This is a genomic window from Paenibacillus sp. DMB20 (genome assembly GCF_000987955.1).
In the GTDB taxonomy this organism is placed as follows: domain Bacteria; phylum Bacillota; class Bacilli; order Paenibacillales; family Paenibacillaceae; genus Paenibacillus_AQ.
Genome location: NZ_LAZU01000015.1, coordinates 113,006 through 131,970, shown reverse-complemented (window position 1 = coordinate 131,970; position 18,965 = coordinate 113,006). Strand labels below are relative to the sequence as shown.

The following is an 18,965-nucleotide window of genomic DNA, read 5'->3' as shown; positions in this document are numbered from 1 at the left end:
GCGCGAGCGCGACGCCATGGTCCGGCATCCGGACCGCAACCGTGTCGAGCCCGGCGGTCACGCGCGGCGACACCGCGCCGGGCTTCACCGGCAGCACGAGCGTCAGCGGTCCCGGCCAGAAAGCGTCCATTAGCCGCCGTTCCGTCTCGTTCACACCCGTGACAAGCCCTTCGAGCTGGGCAGGATCCGAGATATGAACAATAAGCGGGTTGTCCGAAGGACGTCCCTTTGCGGCAAAGATTCGCTCCACCGCGGCGGTATTCCGGGCATCGGCCCCAAGGCCATATACCGTTTCCGTCGGGAAGGCCACCGTGCCGCCGGCAGCCAGCACGTCCCCCGCTTCCTTCAGCGCAGCCTCATCGTTTTCGGTCCGATTGCCATTTGCCGCTTCTTCCTTAATTCCATCCGGAGGAAGGAAGGCGTTCCTTTGCGGTCCGGGCGTTTTGCCTTGGTTTCTACCGATGCCGCCCAGCTCTGCGCTTACGCGCCACACTTTGGTCTGACGCCCCCCGTTCCGGCCAGCAGGGTCATACATTCCGCTTCCATTCACATGTGTTCCCATCGTTATCCCAAGCTTTCCTTATAATAGATCCTCCCGGTTTCCAAGGCTTGCCCCTCCGCATCGATTCAATCTGAAACAGCAGACATTCGGGACAAGACCAGGGATTCCTGGGCGGTGAGTACGCCATGATGTTCCGCATTCGCATTCCAAAAGAAAAAGCGCTTGTATCCTCCCGCCAAACGGCCCGATGGCATCAGGCGATTTCAGCTAAGAAGAAAGCACTCTTCTGTTTGAAAGTGTATCATATTCCGGGGTTCTAAAACAGCCCCGCCACCCAATTCCACAACCCCAGCAGCAGATCCCACAGGAAAAAGCGCACCTCCGGTTCACTGTCAGCAGCATTCGAACGTTCATCGGAGGAGGGACTGTCCGCCGAAGCCGAGACGGTTTGGATATCCGCGTCAGCCTGCCGCGCAGCCGCATCCCCGCTGCCTCCGTCAATGAAGCAAAGCGGCGGGAACAGCACGCACCACCAATTTTGCCCTTTCCCTTCACCCAGCGTAATCCTTACCGCTTCATATTCGCCGGCCGGATACACGGTTTTTCCATACAGTTTCGTAGGGAACGGCACGATTCCCAGCTCCACGTTATACGCATACGTGATTCCCCGCTTGGACAGCTCTTCGCCAACCAGGCTGCGAAGTTCCGGCAAATGACGGCGGGTCAGCTCTCTCGCTTCATTCAGGCTTTGCGGATTTTCCAGCTGCGCAACCCATTCCTGCATTTGCGCCACGACGGCATCGCGGATTTCCCTTTTTACAAGCTGGTCCGCCGGACTGTCCGAATTCGCCAGAATGCGCAGCCGGATCGACTCCTCCGGAATCGGCCCTCCCGCTACCGCCGCATCGATCCGTTGACCTTCCCAGGACATGACAACCATAAACAATATAGATAAGAGCATGATAATTTGTTTGACAACGGTACGAAGTTGTTCGTTTGGATATCTCATACTTGCCAGCCGCCTCTCCCGATAATCTATGATGTCTATCAGTATGTCCGGGTCCGTGAGAGATAAACGTGGCAATCTATTATTTTTTAAGAGAGGCAGCTGCATGATGTGGAAAAAGTGTCAACGATATTGGTTCTACCACTAAAAAAAGCCCTGCGAGGGCTTTTTTCGAAAATGATAGTTTCAGGCTCCTTTATTATTCCTGCCGTTTCCAGTCGCGGTAGCGCCGGGAAATGACCGGTTCAATGCGATCTCCTTCAGCCGGTCGGCAGCTTCCTGCAGGGTGGGGTACGGCTCGTATACCGGGTTCATCGTCTTTTTGTCGGAATACAGGCGGCCTTTAATGATGTTAAAGATACTGGTTGTTGTTCCCACTGTAATGGTTAAATGCCGATAATCTTTAAAGGTTTTTCCCTGTTTGGTCAGTACCGTTTCTAACGGCTCCGGCATAACTGATCCTCCCCATTCATTCTCCTCGGAACGTCAAGCGAAAAGCCGCCACTGTATTTTACATCCTGCCCCGGGTCGCCAATCCGCCCTAGTGTAAATCCCGATGCTGCTTTAAGGTCACGGAAGCTTTGGATATGTCCCCTCTTGTCCCTTTACGCCTGTTTCGGCTTTGTTGCGGTTCGGTACGTGTTCGGCTCCGGCAAATCCTCCTCAATCTCCCGACCGTGCAATTTGACGCTCATCGCTACGCCAAGCGAGGCCATGCTGATCACGAGCGACGTCCCCCCGTAACTGATAAACGGCAGCGTAATCCCCGTCAGCGGCATCAGGCCGATAAACATGCCGATGTTTTCGAATATTTGATAGAGCAGCATGGACACGATGCCGACGATCAGGAACGGGCCCGCCCTGTCCTTGCTTTCGAGCGAAATCAGGATCATCCGGTGGATCAGGATAAAATAGAGCAGCAGCAGCACGGATGAACCTATAAATCCATACTCTTCCGCAATTTGCACGAAGATGGAATCCGAATAGGTATAAGGCACCCGGCCCGATTGGACGGAAGAGCCCTGCATATAGCCTTCCCCGCCCATGCCGCCGGAAGCGATCGCGAGCTTGGCGTTGTGCGTATGATAACCGGCCCCGGCCGGGTCCGTATCTTCAGGCATGAGCCAGGGATCGATCCGAGCCATCCAGTGCGAACGGCTCCCGTCTTTCATGAATGCCGAAATTTCGTCATGATAATGGATGTAGGCCTGTATTCCGCCGAAGGCGTTCCGGCCATTAGAACAAAACCAATGAGCGCATGCGTAATTTTGACATTCCCTATCCAAAGGAGCCCAAACAAAATGATGACGTAGCTCAACGCGTTTCCGAGGTCGTTGATGGCCATGACCAGCACGAAAGGAATGAACGCAACCAGGCCGACCGGTATCACGTCACGGATAAAGGAAAGCTGCGGTTTGTTTTTGCGGATCAATACGAATGTCAGGAAAATGATCAGCACCAGCTTGAACATCTCGGCCGGCTGCAAACTCGTAAAACCGAGATTGATCCAACCCTTTGAGCCGTTGATCTCCGCTCCGAAGAACATGACAAACACCAGCAATGCCAAACCGCCGAGGTAAATATACAATGCATTTTTCATGAGAAGCCGGTAATCGAGCAGGCTCATTCCAAAAAAGGCCAGGAACCCGACGATATAAAAAATCATCATGTTTACATGATAACCGTCCCATTTCGTGTCTTTAGTCGCGCTGTATAACGATGTAATGCTGATGATCATCAGCATGACAAGTACCGTTACGACAATAAAATCTATCTTTTTCAGCTTTTGAAGCATCTTTTTGCTCCTCCTGTGCCAGAGCAGCTAGCTCTGATTTACCTTACAGGCAATATAACGATCCGAACGGGTCAAAAGTTCCCTCCGTTTTAGCCTTCATCTATTGTAAAAAAAATCGCACCAAATAACAAATAAAGCGCGCTTCAAAAAGGTGGGTTTTCTGCAACGGAAAGGTGGGTGAACCTCTTACCGTGAAATTCCCAATACATGCCTGTCGATGCCGGCCAGGTCCTGCACCGTTACGATCCGGCTCCAATGTCCTTCCCTGCGCAGCAGATCCGCGACCTCTCCGGCCTGGCCCATTCCCAGCTCAAAAGCAATGATTCGGGGCGGTGCCGGCAAAAGTTCCAGCTGTTCCATCATGATCCGGTACGGGTTAAGCCCGTCTTCCCCTCCGTCGAGGGCGGTACGCGGCTCGTAATCCCGCACTTCCGGCTGCAGCCCTTCAATATCTGCTGCCGGAATGTACGGCGGATTGGATACAACGATATCGAGGGCCGTTCCCGCAAAAGGCTCAAGCAGGTTGCCCTCCCGGAATTCGACCTCAGCACCAAGCTTGCCGGCATTACGTGCCGCAACCTCAAGCGCCGCGGGCGATATATCGCTGGCCATCACCTTCCATGCCGACGACTGCAGCGCCAGCGTCACCGCGATCGCGCCGCTGCCCGTTCCGATATCCGCCACCCGAAGCTTCCCCTGCAGCGCCCCCGCCTCTTTCAGCACGGCTTCCACCAACAGCTCCGTTTCCGGCCGGGGAATGAGAACGTCCGGCGTAACCTCAAATGCACGACCGTAAAACTCCTGCTCCCCGGTAATATACTGCGCGGGCATGCCCTCCGCTTTCCGATTTACCGCCTCTTCCCATGCGGTACGAAGCTCTTCCGGAAAACGCTCCGGCAGCGCCATATAATAAGCAGTGCCCGACAGCCCCAGCACATGTTCCAACAGCAGCTGGGCGTTACGCTGCGGTTCCATCACCCCGCAAGCGTCTAAAAAAGAAGAAGCCTCCACGAAGGCTTCCCGTATGCTGCGCTCCGGCGTCATCCTAAATCCGTTCCGCTCCAAAGCGTTATTCTCCCTTTTCCATCATTTCAGCCTGCTCCGCAAGCGTCAGGGCCGAAACGATTTCTTCGATTTCACCGTTCATGACCTGATCCAGCTTATGGACCGTCAGGCCGATCCGGTGGTCCGTTACCCGGCTTTGCGGGAAGTTGTACGTGCGGATCCGCTCGCTGCGGTCGCCCGTACCGACTTTGCTCTTGCGCTCGCCGGCGTATTTGGCTTCTTCTTCCTGACGCATCATGTCATAGATACGGGTACGAAGCACCTGCAGCGCCTTTTCTTTGTTCGAGTTCTGCGATTTTCCGTCCTGGCAGGTCGCCACGATTCCCGTTGGAATATGGGTTACGCGCACCGCCGACTTGGTCGTGTTGACGGATTGTCCGCCAGCGCCGCTGGAACAGAACGTGTCGACACGGATATCCTTATCCAGGATTTCGATATCCACTTCTTCCGCTTCCGGCATTACCGCAACCGTCGAGGTGGACGTATGAATGCGGCCGCCCGATTCCGTCGTCGGAATCCGCTGTACGCGGTGCGCGCCGCTCTCGAATTTCATTTTGCTGTAAGCGCCTTTGCCGATGATCTGGAAAATGACTTCCTTGAAGCCGCCAAGATCGTTCGTATTGGCGTCCATCAACTCGACCTTCCAGCCCTGGCTGTCCGCATAACGGGTATACATGCGGTACAAATCGGAGGCAAACAAAGCCGCTTCGTCTCCGCCAGCCGCGCCGCGAATTTCGACGATGACGTTTTTGTCGTCATTCGGGTCCTTCGGAAGCAGCAAAATGCGGATTTTCTCCTCCAGCTCCTGCTGCGCGCGGAAAGCTCCTCGATTTCCATCTTGACCATTTCGCGCATTTCGTCGTCCAGCTTTTCACCCTGCATGGTTTTGGCGGCTTCAAGCTCTTCGACGACATTTTTATATTCCACGTAAGCCTCGTAAGCGGGCTGCAAATCGGATTGCTCCTTGGAATAATCCCGGAGCTTTTTCGCATCGTTTGCAACGTCCGGATCACAGAGCAGCTCACTTAATTTTTCATAACGGTCCGCTAGGGACTGCAACCGGTCCAGCAAGAGAATTCACCTCTCTACATATAATATTCCTTATATTATCCATTGCCAAAAAAATCATAGAATTCTATGCAACTACAGCATCCCGCAAAAAAAACGCAGGGGTAGACGACTTTTTATTATACCATGCAAGAATTCATTTGGCTAGATGGCTTTTATCGGTCTCTGCTCTGACTAAAAAACACGGCAGACATCCCCCAAGGGAAATCTGCCGTGTTCCGCAGCAACGAATCGCTCTCATGGCCTTTCGTTTTATACGTTGAACCGGAAGTGCATGACGTCGCCGTCCTGCACGACATAATCCTTGCCTTCCAAACGAAGCTGCCCGCGCTCTTTGGCGCCGTTCATGGAGCCTGCCGCGAGAAGATCGTCGTAGGACACGACCTCGGCCCGGATAAAGCCCCGCTCGAAATCGCTGTGAATCACGCCTGCAGCCTGCGGCGCTTTCATGCCTTTGCGGATGGTCCAAGCGCGGACCTCCTGCACGCCGGCCGTGAAATAGGTGTACAGCCCAAGCAAGCTGTAAGCCGCTTTGATCAAGCGGTTCAGGCCGGATTCCGCAAGGCCCAGCTCCTCCAGAAACATCGCTTTGTCTTCCCCTTCAAGCTCGGCGATTTCAGCCTCCACTTTGGCGCTGATCGGCACGACCGCGGCATTCTCGGCGGCCGCGAATTCCCTTACCTGCTGCACGTACGGATTGTTGTCGGCATCCGTTACTCCATCCTCGCTGACGTTGGCCGCATATAGTACGGGCTTCAGAGTCAGTAAATGCAGATCGCGGATGATCAGTTTTTCTTCATCGCTGAGCTCCACGCTGCGGGCAGGCATATCGTTGTACAGGGCTTCCTTTACGCGCTCCAGCAGTTCCACTTCCTGCGCATAGGTTTTGTTGCCGCCCTTCATATTTTTTTTCGTACGCTCGATCCGTTTCTCTACGCTGTCAAGGTCTGCCAGAATAAGTTCCAGGTTAATCGTCTGAATGTCGCTGACCGGATTCACCTTTCCGTCCACGTGCGTGATATTTTCGTCCTCAAAGCACCGCACGACATGAACGATCGCATCCACTTCACGGATATGCGCCAAAAATTTGTTGCCGAGGCCCTCGCCCTTGCTTGCTCCGCGGACCAGACCGGCAATGTCGACGAATTCGAAAGCGGTCGGCACGGTTTTGTTCGGCTGCACCAGCTCCGTCAGCTTGTCGAGACGCTCATCCGGCACCTCCACGACGCCGACGTTCGGGTCGATCGTACAGAACGGATAGTTGGCCGATTCCGCCCCCGCCTGTGTAATTGCATTAAACAATGTGGATTTGCCGACGTTCGGCAGACCGACGATCCCTGCTTTTAAAGCCATTTATATGACAACTCCTTATGGATATACTCTGTAAACAATCCTAATAATTATAGCAGATCGGACCGCTTGTTCAAACCATGAATATCCTAGGCGAAAGGATACCAGAATTGATCTCAGCCCCCGGCTTCTCAGCCAGATTCCTGCGGCAAGCGCCAGCAGAGCCAGTCCGATCACGATCCAATCGGCGGCTGTCATGTCGTTGCCGCTGTACCACGATCTTTTTTTCCCCGTACCGGAACCTCTCAGCTCCATGGCATTCGTCACGGAATCGATCCGGTGCAGCGCCGACTGCAGCACGGGCACCACGACCGCCGACAGGTTCGACAGGCGCTTGGCCAGACTGCCGTCTTCTTTGGAAATGCCCATGCCGCGGGCTTCCATGGAGTGAAGCGTGCTGCGGAATTCCGCCACCAGATCCGGAATATACCGAAGGGCAATACTGACGGAATAGGCCATTTTGTAAGGCACCCCGACCCTGTTTAAGCTGGCCGCGAAAAATTCCCGCCGAATAAGCGTTGGATTATTGTTGGTGATGCGATTGCCCAATGGTACTAACATAAACAACATCATTCATCGTTCTGATGCTGATCCTAAAAGCCAGTTAACCGCGATCCCGAATGTACACCGATCATTAAATATTCACGAGCCGGTCGGTTCGTTTCAGTTCTTGAACGCTGGATACCCCAATGCCGAACATCGCGGTACGCAGCTCCAACTCTACCTGTGCCAGCTTCCGGTCAAGCTCCTCTTCGGAGGACACGGCCGAACCGAGCAGGCCTCTTCCAAAACCGGCCAGATCGGCGCCAAGGGCAATCGCCTTCGCCGCATCCAGGCCGCTGTTTAATCCGCCGCTGCCGATCAGGGCAGCGCCCGGCACCGCCTCCCGTACCTCGGCGATGCATGCCGCGGTCGGGTTGCCCCAGCCGGCGAATGCCTCAGCCGACTCCCGTTTTACGGGATCGGTGCTGCGGTATTTCTCCACCTGGATCCAAGAGGTGCCGCCCGCACCGGCAACGTCTATGAAAGCCGCGCCGGCATCCACAAGACGGCGGGCCGTTCGGCCGTCAATGCCCCATCCGACTTCTTTGATGCCTACGGGAACTTCCAGCATCCGGCACAGCTCTTCGATCTTGGCGAGCAGGCCTCCAAACCGGGTGTTTCCTTCCGGCTGAAAAACCTCCTGCAGTCCATTCAAATGAAGCACGAGCATATCCGCTCCCGCAATGTCCACGGCCCGCCGGCAATCGTCCGGGCCAAAGCCGTAATTCAGCTGAACGGCGCCAAGATTTGCAATCACCGGTATGCTCGGGGCTCGATCTCGAACCCGAAACGTCGGCGCAAGCTCTTCCCGCTCCACCGCAGCCCGAATCGACCCGACGCCCAGCATCCAGCCCCGGCTTTCGGCCGATGCGGCAAGGCGCATGTTGATTTCTCCCGTCGCTTTGCTGCCGCCGGTCATGGAGCTGATCAGCAGCGGCGTGCGAAGAGTAAAGCGGAGAAACGACGACGACAAACGGACATCGTCAAAATCAACCTCCGGAAGCGCCGCATGGCGAAAACGGTAATTCTCGAAGCCCGTTGTGACCCCGCGCCCGCCGACTTCTTCCTCCAAGCATAGGCGAACATGCTCTATTTTCCGTTCCCCTGTAGGAATCTCAGGCAGCAGCATTCCGCGGTTGACAGGCTCCGCCTTCTCCACGTCACGTTGCTTCTTCAAACTGCCGCTTTCAGCCTGTCCGCTCTTCCGATGATCCATAACGCCCCTCCGTTAACGGGTAATAGGAACCCCTGAATTTTTGTCACACCGCCACTATGTGTTTCTTACCTTTAAGGTATGGCCGGGGATCTCTCTCCTGCAAGCTGTATCCTTCGATTTTATACCAATCAAGTACACCGATTATATAGTCTTTCCTGATTCATGTCGAACGAAGCCCTCTCTTGAACCCGGGCATGCACAGGCCTTTCTTCGGTTTCGAAAAGACTTACAAGAGCGGCGACATCAGCCGGGCACCCGACTCCAGCAGCCGGAAGATGATCGGTTTGTTCATGAACTTGTCCTGGTCAATCAATGTCGCGAACTGCAGGTCCCGCTCGAAATCATGAACCATCTGCAACACGCTTTCGGTCTCAACCAGCAGCGCGTTCACTTCGAAATTCAAATGAAAGCTGCGCATATCCATATTCGCCGTGCCGATCGTCGCGATCTCCCCGTCCACGATCAGCAGCTTGGAATGCAAAAAACCGCGTTCATATTCAAAGATTTCGACCCCGGCATCCAGCAGGGTAGGAAAATACGAGTGGGACGCCAGAAAGGGCAGCCACTTGTCGGGCTTCGCCGGAAACAGAATCCGCACATCAAGCCCGGAGAGCGCCGCCACGCGCAGTGCCGTCAGGATATCGTCATCCGGGATAAAATACGGCGTAGCCAGCCATACCGATTTTTTGGCCGACACGATCATGGAAAAAAAGATATGCTTCAGCGCCCTGCGCTCATTATCCGGCCCGCTCGCAATGATCTGCACGGCCCCCCTTTGGCTCTCCAAAAGCTCGGGGGAATAATACTCCTGCTCCGTCATCACCTCATCGGTGACGTACTGCCAGTCCTGCATGAAAATCACCTGCAAGGTCCGGACCGCCTCCCCCTTGACGAGCATATGCGTATCACGCCAGAAGCCGTACGTTTTGTTCCGGCTGAGGTATTCGTCGCCGATATTCAAGCCGCCCATAAAGCCGACGCTGCCGTCGATCACGACGATTTTCCGGTGATTGCGGTAGTTGACGCGGCTCGTGAAAAAAATCGTGCGCGGACTGCCGAACACGGCGGTCCGGACACCCGCTTCCTGCATTTCGTTCAAGAAGGACGGCGGCAGCTGAAGGCTTCCGACCGCATCGACGATAAACCGCACGGACACGCCTTCTCTCGCTTTTTGGATCAGAATGTTTTTGATCTCCGTGCCGATTTCGTCCGACCGGTATATGTAGTACTCCATATGGATATGATGCCGTGCCTTTCGCAGCTCGGGCAGAAGCGCCGAGAAGGTCTCCTCCCCGTTCGTCAGCACCTTCGTTTCCGTCGAAAAGGAGATCGGCGTGCGCGCAAGCCGCTGCGACAGCTGAAGAATCTGCCGATGGTCCGGTTTGAAGGAGGATAAATCCGGCGTGCTGCGCTGAAGCGCTTCGCTTTCGTATGCCATAATATCGCGCTGCGCTTTTTTGTCGTATTTTCTCCGTTTAAAGTAGTTCTGTCCGAATAGCCAATAAAATACAAGCCCGACCACCGGTATGAGCGCCAGCAGCAAAATCCAGGCCATCGTCGCCGACGGATGACGGTTCTCCATAAAAATCATGAAGCCGATCGAAACCACGGTGAGCGTGGAGAAGACGCTGACAACCGTACCGGCCGTTTTGCCGAAATAGTCAAAGCCGAAATAATAAAACGCGAACAGTATCGCCGAAATCAGGACGGCCTGAATGCCCTTTCTCATTTTAAGCAACCCCACTCCCACAAATCGCTATTTCTGGTCAATTTTCCGCTTCATCCAACCATATTCTACATGAAGTCGTACATTCTTCCTATGACGCGGAAACAAAATTCGCCAATTACGACAAAGTTGTAACCTTTAATCCGGTGGAACCGCCGCACGTTGTTTTTGGGAATTTCGATTTCCGTAGGTCTTGACATCCGGTTTATTCTTTGCAAAAATAGTACCTAACGATCGTTAGTTAGGAGGTAATTCCACATGAGTTCCCAGCTCATATTGCAGGCGGCCCTTGCCCATTTTGCGAGAGACGGTTATGAAGGGGCTTCCCTGAAAAATATCGCCGATGACTGCGGCATCAAGAAGCCGTCGATTTATGCCCATTTTGCCAGCAAGGAAGATTTGTTCCTCACAGCGTTGCATGCCGTTTTTCGGCGCCAGGAGGAGCGGATCCGAGGGTATTTTGAGGAATTCAAGGCCCTTCCGCTCGAAGAACAACTAAAAGGCTTCATGCTCCGAAGGCAGCAAGATTATCACCGGGATGACGAGGTCAGGTTTTTCCTTCGGGTATCGTTTTTCCCGCCGAATTCCTTGTATAACGAAGTCATGGACATTCTTTATCCCTTCCTCGACAGGCAGGAAGACCAGCTTTCCGATCTTCTGGCAACAGGCTGTCCTGTAGAGGGCAGCATTATCCGGAATCCGCGCCAAGCGGCATGCGCCTTCCTGACCTTGATGGACGGCATCGATGTGGAGATCCTTTACGGCGGGGAAGCCCGCTCCTCCAGACGACTCGAGCAGGCCTGGCCCGTGTATTGGTCGGGCGTTACGAAGGAACGATATCATCATGAAACCAATTAAAGGAGCATCTGGATTATGAACCGCAACTGGTTATACGTTTTACTCAGCGGATTGGTTGAAATTCTGTGGGTAACCGGTCTGAAGCATGCCGGGAATGTTTGGGAGTGGCTTGGCACGCTGCTTGCCATTGTCGTAAGCTTTTATCTTATTATTGAAGCGGCCAAGCGGCTGCCTGTCGGAACGGTATACGCCGTGTTCACGGGCATCGGTACAGCCGGTACCGTCGTCACGGAAATGCTGGTGTTCGGCGAGCCGTTCAATCTGATGAAAGTCCTGCTTATCGGGGTACTGCTCGCGGGCGTCATCGGCCTGAAGCTGGTAACCGTCGAATCGGCCGAACCGAACAAGGAGGTGACGAACTGATGGCTTGGATCGCACTTCTGTTCGCCGGCGCTTTTGAGGTGACCGGCGTCATCGGCATTAAAGGCGTGTCAGAGCGCAAAGGCTGGACTTATTTTGCCTTGATGATATTATCATTCGCCGGCAGCTTTTCCTTGCTTTCGTATGCCATGGCCTCGCTGCCTATGGGTACGGCCTATGCCGTCTGGACCGGGATCGGAACGGTAGGCAGCACGTTAGCCGGCATGTTTCTCTTCGGGGAACCCAAGGAATGGCGCAGAATCCTGTTCATTTCCATGATTTTGTGCTCGGCGATAGGCCTGAAAGTTTTGACGTGATCACGGAGGGGAAGCGGATGAACACATAAATTTGTGTCGTCCGTTTCTTTTTTATATAATTATTTTGACCGACAGGTCAGTCTAAGAACTACATAGTTCTCGAGTGAGGTGAACAATGGATTGGCTGATAAGACGGCGGAGAAACGCAAACAGATATTGGTGACCGCCCTGCAGCTGTTTTCAACGAAAGGGGCTGCCGCAACCTCCATGCAAGAGATCGCGGAAATATGCGGGATGTCCAAGGGAAGCCTGTACCTGCATTTCAAATCCAAAGAGGAACTGGAAAAAAGCATCTATGAATATATCGCTTTCCGGATCCGGGATGAGGTTGTTCAGGTCGACCAGGAGACCGAGCTTGCGCCTAAAGAGCAGCTTCGGAAGCAGGCCGAGGTGCTCCTCGTCCATTTTCTTGAGGTCAGGGAATTTCTGCTGAAGCAGATGCACGACAAGTCCGGCCCCGGCAAAGCTCCGTTCCACGATAAATGCGTCCAAAAGGAAATGGGGAAGGCCTTGATCTGGTTCAAGAATAAGCTCTGCTCGGTTTACGGCATGGAGATCGAGCCCTATACGATGGAAATTGCGATGTTTGTCCAAGGGATGCTGGGCTCGTATATCCGCTTTTTATTCGTGCCGGGTCTGCCGCTCAATGTCGGCATTCTGGCGAACCATTTGGTGGCCATGCTGGATGACGTCACCGACAGCCTGCTCCGCAGACGGCCGGATCCGCTTGTGCCGATGGAAGCATGGGAGCGTCTGGGGATCTTCCGGCCGGAAGAAGTGCATTTTTCCCGCCATCCCCTGGTGGTTATCAAAGCGCTGAAGATTCGGCTGAAGGAGCTTCCGATGGAAGCGGATATCCTGAACGATGCGCTGGACTCGCTGAGATTGATGGAAAAAGAGCTGATCAGCATGCACCCCCGCCGGGTGATCCTGAAGGGCATGCTTGCCAATCTGGAGGCCATCGAAGGCCTGGGAGACTTGTTTGATGAGCTGCATGCCACCATTCAAAGCGTGCTGAGCCTTTATCTTGCGCCCGGTGAAAGAGACGGCAACCCGGACAAGTCATCTTTTGCAGACAAATAGAGGTAATTTGGAGAGGAGAAGACACCGCTATATGAAAGGAATCATTCATTTCTCGCTTCGCAACAAGTTTGCGATCTGGCTGCTGACGGTCATCGTTATTTTTGGCGGATTGTACAGCGGGCTGACGATGAAGCAGGAGACCATCCCGAATATCAACGTTCCCTTCTTGAGCATTACGGCCGTTTATCCGGGCGCTGCACCCGAGGGCGTGGTTCAGGACGTGAGCAAGCCCCTGGAGACCCGCCTGCGGAACGTGGACGGCGTAAAAACGGTTACCTCCACATCCATGGAGAACGTTGCCAACATCATGATCGAATTCGATTACGGGGCAGATCTCGACAATGCCACCGCGGCCGTTCGGGAGGCACTGAACGACGTGCCCCTGCCCGACGAAGTCCAAAAACCGCAAATTTCGAGATTCAGCCTCAATTCGATGCCGGTGGTATCCCTGAGCATTGCGAACAAGGAAGGAACCGATCTTGACGAGTTGACCCGCATTGCGGAAAACGATATCGTGCCCGAGATTGAGGACCTGGATGGAGTTGCCTCCCTTCAGGTTTCCGGCCAGTTCGTCAACGAGGTGCAGCTGAAGTTCAACCATAAGAAAATGGATGAGCTGGGGCTGACCGAAGATACCGTAAAAGGCATCGTTCAAGGCTCGGCCCTTTACGCGCCGCTCGGTTTGTTCGAAATGGAACAGTCCCAGAAGGCCGTTGCGGTGGACGGCGGCATTATCGGCATAGATGACTTGAAAAATGTCGCCATTCCGGTCATGCCTGGCGGAGGCTCCGGTGCAGCCGGCGCCGGAAGCGCGGGTACGGGCCAGGTGGCCGGACCGCAAGGTACCGGAGCGCCTGGGACCGACGGCGCACAGGGGGCCGGCAAGGGTGCAGGAGCTCCTGCCGGACAGCAAGCGCCGGGAGGGTTTTCCGGAGAAGCTTCGGCTCAGGCACCGCAGGGCGCAGCGGGTGCCGCTGCCGGTAATCCGGCGGCCCTTGGCATCCCTACCGTTAAGCTGAGCGAAATCGCCGACGTTGAAGTCATCGGCAAAGCCGAGTCCATCTCCCGCACGAACGGAAAGGAATCGATCGGCATTCAGGTGGTGAAAGCAAACGATGCCAACACCGTGGATGTCGTCAATCGGGTGAAGGACAAGGTCGAAGAGCTGAAGGAGCTTTATCCGGGAACGGAAATGACGATCATGCTCGACCAGGGCAAGCCGATTGAGGATTCGGTTCACACCATGCTGTACAAGGCCGTCTACGGCGCTCTGTTTGCCGTTATTATCATCCTGCTGTTCCTGCGCAATATCCGTTCCACGATCATCTCGATCATTTCGATTCCGTTATCCCTGCTGATCGCTATTCTATGCCTGCAGCAGATGGACATTACCTTGAACATGATGTCGCTCGGCGCCATGACCGTAGCCATCGGCCGGGTAGTCGACGATTCCATCGTCGTAATCGAGAATATATACCGACGCATGTCCCTCTCCAGTGAAAAGCTGAAGGGCCGCGAGCTGATCAGTGCGGCTACCCGGGAAATGTTTGCGCCGATCATGTCCTCGACCATCGTCACCATTGCGGTATTCCTGCCGCTTGTCCTTGTGAGCGGCATGGTGGGCGAGCTGTTCATACCTTTTGCATTAACGATGGTATTCGCCCTGCTTGCGTCCCTCGTCGTGGCCATTACCCTGGTTCCTGCGCTGGCCCACAGCTTGTTCCGCAAAGGGCTTAAGAAGAAGCATAATCATGATGAAAAGCCTGGAGGACTGGCCCGTATCTACCAATCCGTCCTGAGATGGACCCTGAACCACAAGCTGGTCACCTTCGGCATTGCCATTCTGCTGCTTGTCGGAAGTTTATTCCTGACCAAGTTTGTCGGCGTCAGCTTCCTGCCGGAGCAGGAGGATAAGTATGCCATGGTCACCTATTCCCCGCAACCCGGCGACCGTCTGGAGGACGTGGAGAAACGCGCGCTGAAAGCCGAGAAGTTTATTCTGGAGCAGGACGGCGTTCAGAGCATGCAGTACTCTGTCGGCGGCAGCAATCCGCTCGGCATGGGTTCGGCCAACTCCGGACTGTTCTATATTTTGTACGACCCGGATACGAAAAACTTTGAGGATGTCAAGAAACAGCTGGTCGAAGACCTGGATCGACAGGTGCCGGAAGGCGAATGGGCCAGCATGGATATGGGCGGCTTTGGCGGAACCCAACTGACCGTCAACGTGTTCGGCGATACGCTGGAGCAGATCAAACCGGTCGCCGACGACATCCTGAAGTTGGCCAAGAAGGATACCGCCAGCTTCGAAAATGCGGAGACGAGCCTATCCGAAGCGTATGACCAATACACTCTTGTCGCCGACCAGGAAAAGCTCAGCTCGCTTGGCCTGACCGCCGGACAGCTGGCAATGAAGCTTAGTCCCGTGCGCGAGCGTCCGGTTCTGACCGAGGTTAAGATTGAAAACAAGTCCTACAAGGTGTACATCGAAGCCGACAGCGAGACGTACAAGAGCATTGAGGATATTCAAAATGAGACCGTAACTTCTCCGCTCGGCATCGAAGTGCCGATCAAGGATGTCGCGAAGGTGGAAAAAGGCACCTCGCCCGACACCATTATGCGCATTGACGGCAAGATGGTTGTCACGGTTAACGCCGACATCATTACAACCGACGTCGGCAATGCCTCCTCGAAGCTCCAGCAGGAAGTGGACAACATGAAACTTCCGGAAGGCGTATCCGTTACGTTCGGCGGGGTAACCGAGCAGATTAACGACACCTTTGGCCAGCTTGGGCTTGCCATGCTGGCCGCTATCGCAATCGTATATTTTGTGCTTGTGGTAACTTTCGGAGGCGCGCTTGCTCCGTTCGCCATCCTGTTCTCGCTTCCGTTTATCGTGATCGGCGCGATTATCGCCCTGCTGATTACCGGTGAAACGCTGAACGTATCGGCCCTGATGGGCGTGCTCATGCTGATCGGCATCGTCGTGACCAATGCCATCGTATTCATTGACCGCGTCATCCACAAGGAACGCGAAGGCCTGTCTACCCGCGAAGCCCTGCTGGAAGCCGGAGCCACGCGGCTTCGTCCGATCCTGATGACCGCCTTGGCCACCATCGGCGCCCTTCTTCCGCTCGTCTTCGGCTGGGAGAACAGCGCGGGCATCATTTCGCGCGGACTCGGCGTTACCGTTATCGGCGGCCTGATCAGCTCAACGCTGTTGACGCTCGTGGTCGTGCCGATCGTGTACGAGTTCCTGATGAAATTCCGCAAGCACAAACGAGCCGAGGTTTAAGCTCTGACGTCTTAAGGTTCTTTATCTAAGCCAGATTGCCCAATTGCAAAAAAAGGCGCGGTTCCAACATGGAACCGCGCCTTTTTTAGAGACGACAATCTTAATTTACGTCAATCGACGCCTTTCTTAAGAGATAAGAAAGTATAAACTTCAGAGGTTTGACATCCTTATCTCGCAAAAAAAACTTCCGCTGAATGCGGTTTGTCTTCTGTGAAGTACGTCGATAGACGTTTTTCTTATCGTATGTTCAAATCATTAGAGAGTAATCCGCCTCAGCAATTCCGGGTTACACCAGCACGGCTTCGCGCACCGGTTCGGTTTCCCCGTCCCAGGAGCGCTTCCAGGTCCGGAGCATGGACAAGTCGAGCTCCAGGAACTCTTCCAGCAGATGCGATACCGCAAGATAGAGAGGACTTGCGGTCGATGCGTTCAGCTCCCGGCAGAGTGCCGGAATCCAGGTAAGCAGATGCTCCTGCAAAAACTTTATCTGAATATCCATCAATTGCAGCATGCTTTCTTCACTGTAAGTGCTATTCAGCATGCGGTCATGCAGGACTGTCATAAACTCGAGCTCGATCGCCAGATGATCGTCAGACTCTCCGCTTACTTTTTTAAATGCAATACCGGCCGATGCGTAAAAATCGGACAGTTCCTGCGCCTGGCAGGCATAAGGCGAATAGCGCGATTCCGCCAGCGGACGCTGCTTGGAATACTGCAGCAGCCTGCGGTACTCCGCTCCTTCGCGTTCGCAAATCCGCACAAGCTCCTCCGGCAGGCGTCCGCTCAAGTACTGCATCAGTTCCCGGCCTCCGCGGGTAAGCTCCGCCGCTTTGCCGATCCCGCTGCCGCGGCTCCACTGGGCAACCAAGGACAAAGTAGGCCAGTGACCCAAAAACTCCGTAAGCAGTTGATACACCGTTCCCCGATTTTCCAGCCATCTGTGGCAGACGTCAGGTACCTCCAATGTTTGAACCGTTGATATCGCCATATCGAACCTCCTAATGGTGATCTCTTGTTGGATGTGATATCCTTCACATTATATCGCAAAAGTCTCATCATGGGGTGAATTTGTGAAAAATGATTCCCGAAAATTTCGGAAAATTTCGGAAATCATTCTGCAAACACGGTAACCGTCCTGTGGGGTCGGCTGCTCCGCTGGTTTTATCGGCACACTTTTCAGGGGAGAAGCATGTGCCTGTAACCACAGTATAAAGTTAGATGAAAACGTTTTCTGTGATTCATTTCACATAAAAAGCCAATTTCTTAAATTTTATTTATTTTTTGAGCCGGGACAGTTCGCATTTGGTAATCCGCTGGAACGGAAAAATTTCAGCATTATCGTTTTTTTGTAAGCCGATCGACCGCCTCCCCTATAAAATGGGTTACGCTCCAACGACATTGTTAATAAATGTAATATGACATAGAAGATGGTTTGTATCCCTTTACAATGCGTGATACATTGAGAGAGGATAATCGGCTGTTCCGGCTGTTTATTCGTATTGCATTCGGTTTGAAAGGAATGACCCACTTGCGGGAAAAGGATAACAATCTGCCCTCATTGAAATCGCTTAAACTGTTTAACTTTTTCATCTACGGAACCATGGTCATCTTCACCGGTTTCTTTCAACTGTATCTTCAGGATATCGGCCTGGACAAGGTGGAAATCGGCAGCCTGATGGCGATCGCTCCCTTTGTCTCTATTTTTGCCAACCCTTTTTGGGGGTATTGGAGTGACCGCGCCCAAAACATGAAGCGCGTCCTTCTCTTCATGTTGACGGGTACTTTGCTGCTCGTCCAATTCGTTTTTCAAGCGAATACGTACACGATGATCTATCTCACGATGATCTTCTTTTATTTCTTTCAAACACCGATGTTCTCGCAGACAAACACGCTGATTCTCGGTTACATTGAAGGCACCGGGCACAAATTCGGTTCCTTCCGGATGTGGGGCTCACTTGGATGGGCGCTGACCGCCGTTGCGGCGGGTCCTGTCATCGACAGGCTCGGATCGGGGCGGATTTCCATCGTTTTTTCCATCATGCTGATTGTAGCCGCCGTGTTTATGCTGACGCTTCCGAATACCCAAAAAACAACGGCTTCGGCAACGGTAAGCGTCCGGGGACTCAGCAAGCTGTTTTTCAATCCGTATTTTATCGGCTTCATCCTGCTCGGAATCGTCGTTTCCGTTCCAAACACGATGAACAACACGTTTATGTCGCTTTACATTCTGGAACTTGGGGGAACAAAGCAGACCGTTGGGCTTGCGATTTTCTTCTCTTCCATTTTCGAGGTAGGGGTTTTCCTCCTCTGCGATCGGTACTTAAAGCGAAAAATCAGTGTAATGATCGCTTGTCTTGCGATCGTCAGCCTGCTCTTCTCCCTCCGCTGGATGCTGATGGCCGAGGCTTCGACTCCGATGCAGGTTGCCTTGATCCAGCTTATGCACTGCATCACCTTTGGCGGATATTTCTATGTCGGCACCCAGCTCACGATGCTGTTTGTTCCACGTCCGTTCAGAGCTTCCGGCCAGGCGATATACACCTTGTCCTGGAGCGGAATATCGGGCGTGATCGGCGGCATCGTCGGGGGCTGGATGTTCCAGAACTTCGGAGCCCAGACCATGTACCGCACCGGCATGATGCTTGCTTTGATCGGTGCGCTCGGCTTTGGCTGGATGTGGTATGTACTCCGGAGACAAGGCTACCGGCCGGTACCGGTAGACGAGTTGGAAGAAGAATACGAGGAAGTCTCTCTGCCTAACCGTTAACAGATAGCTTAATA

The 18,965-nt window shown here is 53.8% G+C and carries 15 protein-coding genes and 2 pseudogenes; 6 read left to right on the top strand and 11 right to left on the bottom strand.

What is annotated here, in order from left to right:
• From XI25_RS05495 to cls, 10 genes and pseudogenes are all read right to left on the bottom strand, one after another.
• Window positions 1-562: L-threonylcarbamoyladenylate synthase (locus XI25_RS05495; RefSeq protein ID WP_235439675.1), on the bottom strand; the 562-nt coding region annotated here is incomplete at its 3' end.
• A gap of 256 nt (window positions 563-818) precedes the next feature.
• Window positions 819-1,511 carry a stage II sporulation protein R gene (gene spoIIR, locus XI25_RS05490; RefSeq protein WP_046677707.1) on the bottom strand — a complete coding sequence of 231 codons (693 nt, stop codon included), beginning with the start codon at window positions 1,509-1,511 and terminating at the stop codon, window positions 819-821.
• Between the two features lie 183 nt (window positions 1,512-1,694).
• A complete protein-coding gene (locus XI25_RS05485; RefSeq protein WP_046677706.1) occupies window positions 1,695-1,961 on the bottom strand; it encodes a hypothetical protein in 267 nt (88 codons plus the stop codon).
• A gap of 152 nt (window positions 1,962-2,113) precedes the next feature.
• A pseudogene (locus XI25_RS05480) lies at window positions 2,114-3,303 on the bottom strand (FtsW/RodA/SpoVE family cell cycle protein).
• 186 nt (window positions 3,304-3,489) lie between these two features.
• Complete coding sequence (gene prmC, locus XI25_RS05475) at window positions 3,490-4,347, bottom strand: peptide chain release factor N(5)-glutamine methyltransferase (protein ID WP_200901391.1); 858 nt, start codon at window positions 4,345-4,347, stop codon at window positions 3,490-3,492.
• 25 nt (window positions 4,348-4,372) lie between these two features.
• Window positions 4,373-5,439 (bottom strand): annotated as a pseudogene (gene prfA, locus XI25_RS31055) (peptide chain release factor 1).
• 249 nt (window positions 5,440-5,688) lie between these two features.
• Complete coding sequence (gene ychF / locus XI25_RS05465) at window positions 5,689-6,789, bottom strand: redox-regulated ATPase YchF (protein ID WP_046677704.1); 1,101 nt, start codon at window positions 6,787-6,789, stop codon at window positions 5,689-5,691.
• 15 nt (window positions 6,790-6,804) lie between these two features.
• The gene (locus XI25_RS31050; RefSeq protein ID WP_160308880.1) at window positions 6,805-7,347 is read right to left on the bottom strand and encodes an energy-coupling factor transporter transmembrane component T family protein; all 543 of its coding nucleotides are present in this window, start codon (window positions 7,345-7,347) and stop codon (window positions 6,805-6,807) included.
• A 73-nt stretch (window positions 7,348-7,420) separates the two neighbouring features.
• Window positions 7,421-8,458, bottom strand: a complete 1,038-nt coding sequence (gene fni, locus XI25_RS05455) for a type 2 isopentenyl-diphosphate Delta-isomerase (protein ID WP_235439677.1) — start codon at window positions 8,456-8,458, stop codon at window positions 7,421-7,423.
• A gap of 313 nt (window positions 8,459-8,771) precedes the next feature.
• Window positions 8,772-10,274 carry a cardiolipin synthase gene (cls, locus tag XI25_RS05450; RefSeq protein ID WP_046677703.1) on the bottom strand — a complete coding sequence of 501 codons (1,503 nt, stop codon included), beginning with the start codon at window positions 10,272-10,274 and terminating at the stop codon, window positions 8,772-8,774.
• A 255-nt stretch (window positions 10,275-10,529) separates the two neighbouring features.
• Here cls and XI25_RS05445 point away from each other — a divergent pair, with 255 nt between their 5' ends.
• From XI25_RS05445 to XI25_RS05425, 5 genes are all read left to right on the top strand, one after another.
• Window positions 10,530-11,129, top strand: coding sequence for a TetR/AcrR family transcriptional regulator (locus XI25_RS05445; protein WP_046677702.1), 600 nt, complete (start codon window positions 10,530-10,532; stop codon window positions 11,127-11,129).
• Between the two features lie 15 nt (window positions 11,130-11,144).
• Complete coding sequence (locus XI25_RS05440) at window positions 11,145-11,492, top strand: DMT family transporter (RefSeq protein ID WP_046677701.1); 348 nt, start codon at window positions 11,145-11,147, stop codon at window positions 11,490-11,492.
• The gene (locus XI25_RS05435; protein WP_046677700.1) at window positions 11,492-11,806 is read left to right on the top strand and encodes a DMT family transporter; all 315 of its coding nucleotides are present in this window, start codon (window positions 11,492-11,494) and stop codon (window positions 11,804-11,806) included. The genes XI25_RS05440 and XI25_RS05435 overlap by 1 nt, the downstream gene beginning before the upstream one ends.
• A gap of 120 nt (window positions 11,807-11,926) precedes the next feature.
• Window positions 11,927-12,889 (top strand): TetR/AcrR family transcriptional regulator, encoded by a 963-nt coding sequence (locus XI25_RS05430; RefSeq protein WP_046677699.1) that lies wholly within the window; start codon window positions 11,927-11,929, stop codon window positions 12,887-12,889.
• Window positions 12,890-12,920: 31 nt separating this feature from the next.
• Window positions 12,921-16,184 carry an efflux RND transporter permease subunit gene (locus XI25_RS05425; protein ID WP_046677698.1) on the top strand — a complete coding sequence of 1,088 codons (3,264 nt, stop codon included), beginning with the start codon at window positions 12,921-12,923 and terminating at the stop codon, window positions 16,182-16,184.
• A 286-nt stretch (window positions 16,185-16,470) separates the two neighbouring features.
• Here the strand turns inward: XI25_RS05425 and XI25_RS05420 are convergent, their stop codons facing one another.
• Window positions 16,471-17,172, bottom strand: a complete 702-nt coding sequence (locus tag XI25_RS05420; RefSeq protein WP_046677697.1) for a TorD/DmsD family molecular chaperone — start codon at window positions 17,170-17,172, stop codon at window positions 16,471-16,473.
• A 531-nt stretch (window positions 17,173-17,703) separates the two neighbouring features.
• On the opposite strand from XI25_RS05420, the gene XI25_RS05415 reads away from it, so the two are divergent.
• Window positions 17,704-18,951 (top strand): MFS transporter, encoded by a 1,248-nt coding sequence (locus XI25_RS05415; RefSeq protein ID WP_442950360.1) that lies wholly within the window; start codon window positions 17,704-17,706, stop codon window positions 18,949-18,951.
• Window positions 18,952-18,965 lie beyond the last annotated feature (14 nt).

Bases quoted from the DNA above. Each gene is read 5' to 3' on its own strand.
- XI25_RS05440 (WP_046677701.1), top strand. From the start codon at position 11,145: ATGAACCGCAACTGGTTATACGTTTTACTCAGCGGATTGGTTGAAATT.
- spoIIR (WP_046677707.1), bottom strand. From the start codon at position 1,511: ATGAGATATCCAAACGAACAACTTCGTACCGTTGTCAAACAAATTATC.
- XI25_RS05445 (WP_046677702.1), top strand. From the start codon at position 10,530: ATGAGTTCCCAGCTCATATTGCAGGCGGCCCTTGCCCATTTTGCGAGA.
- XI25_RS05485 (WP_046677706.1), bottom strand. From the start codon at position 1,961: ATGCCGGAGCCGTTAGAAACGGTACTGACCAAACAGGGAAAAACCTTT.
- XI25_RS05415 (WP_442950360.1), top strand. From the start codon at position 17,704: ATGACCCACTTGCGGGAAAAGGATAACAATCTGCCCTCATTGAAATCG.
- XI25_RS05425 (WP_046677698.1), top strand. From the start codon at position 12,921: ATGAAAGGAATCATTCATTTCTCGCTTCGCAACAAGTTTGCGATCTGG.
- cls (WP_046677703.1), bottom strand. From the start codon at position 10,274: ATGAGAAAGGGCATTCAGGCCGTCCTGATTTCGGCGATACTGTTCGCG.
- ychF (WP_046677704.1), bottom strand. From the start codon at position 6,789: ATGGCTTTAAAAGCAGGGATCGTCGGTCTGCCGAACGTCGGCAAATCC.
- XI25_RS05420 (WP_046677697.1), bottom strand. From the start codon at position 17,172: ATGGCGATATCAACGGTTCAAACATTGGAGGTACCTGACGTCTGCCAC.
- fni (WP_235439677.1), bottom strand. From the start codon at position 8,458: ATGCTGCTGCCTGAGATTCCTACAGGGGAACGGAAAATAGAGCATGTT.
- XI25_RS31050 (WP_160308880.1), bottom strand. From the start codon at position 7,347: ATGTTAGTACCATTGGGCAATCGCATCACCAACAATAATCCAACGCTT.
- prmC (WP_200901391.1), bottom strand. From the start codon at position 4,347: ATGACGCCGGAGCGCAGCATACGGGAAGCCTTCGTGGAGGCTTCTTCT.
- XI25_RS05435 (WP_046677700.1), top strand. From the start codon at position 11,492: ATGGCTTGGATCGCACTTCTGTTCGCCGGCGCTTTTGAGGTGACCGGC.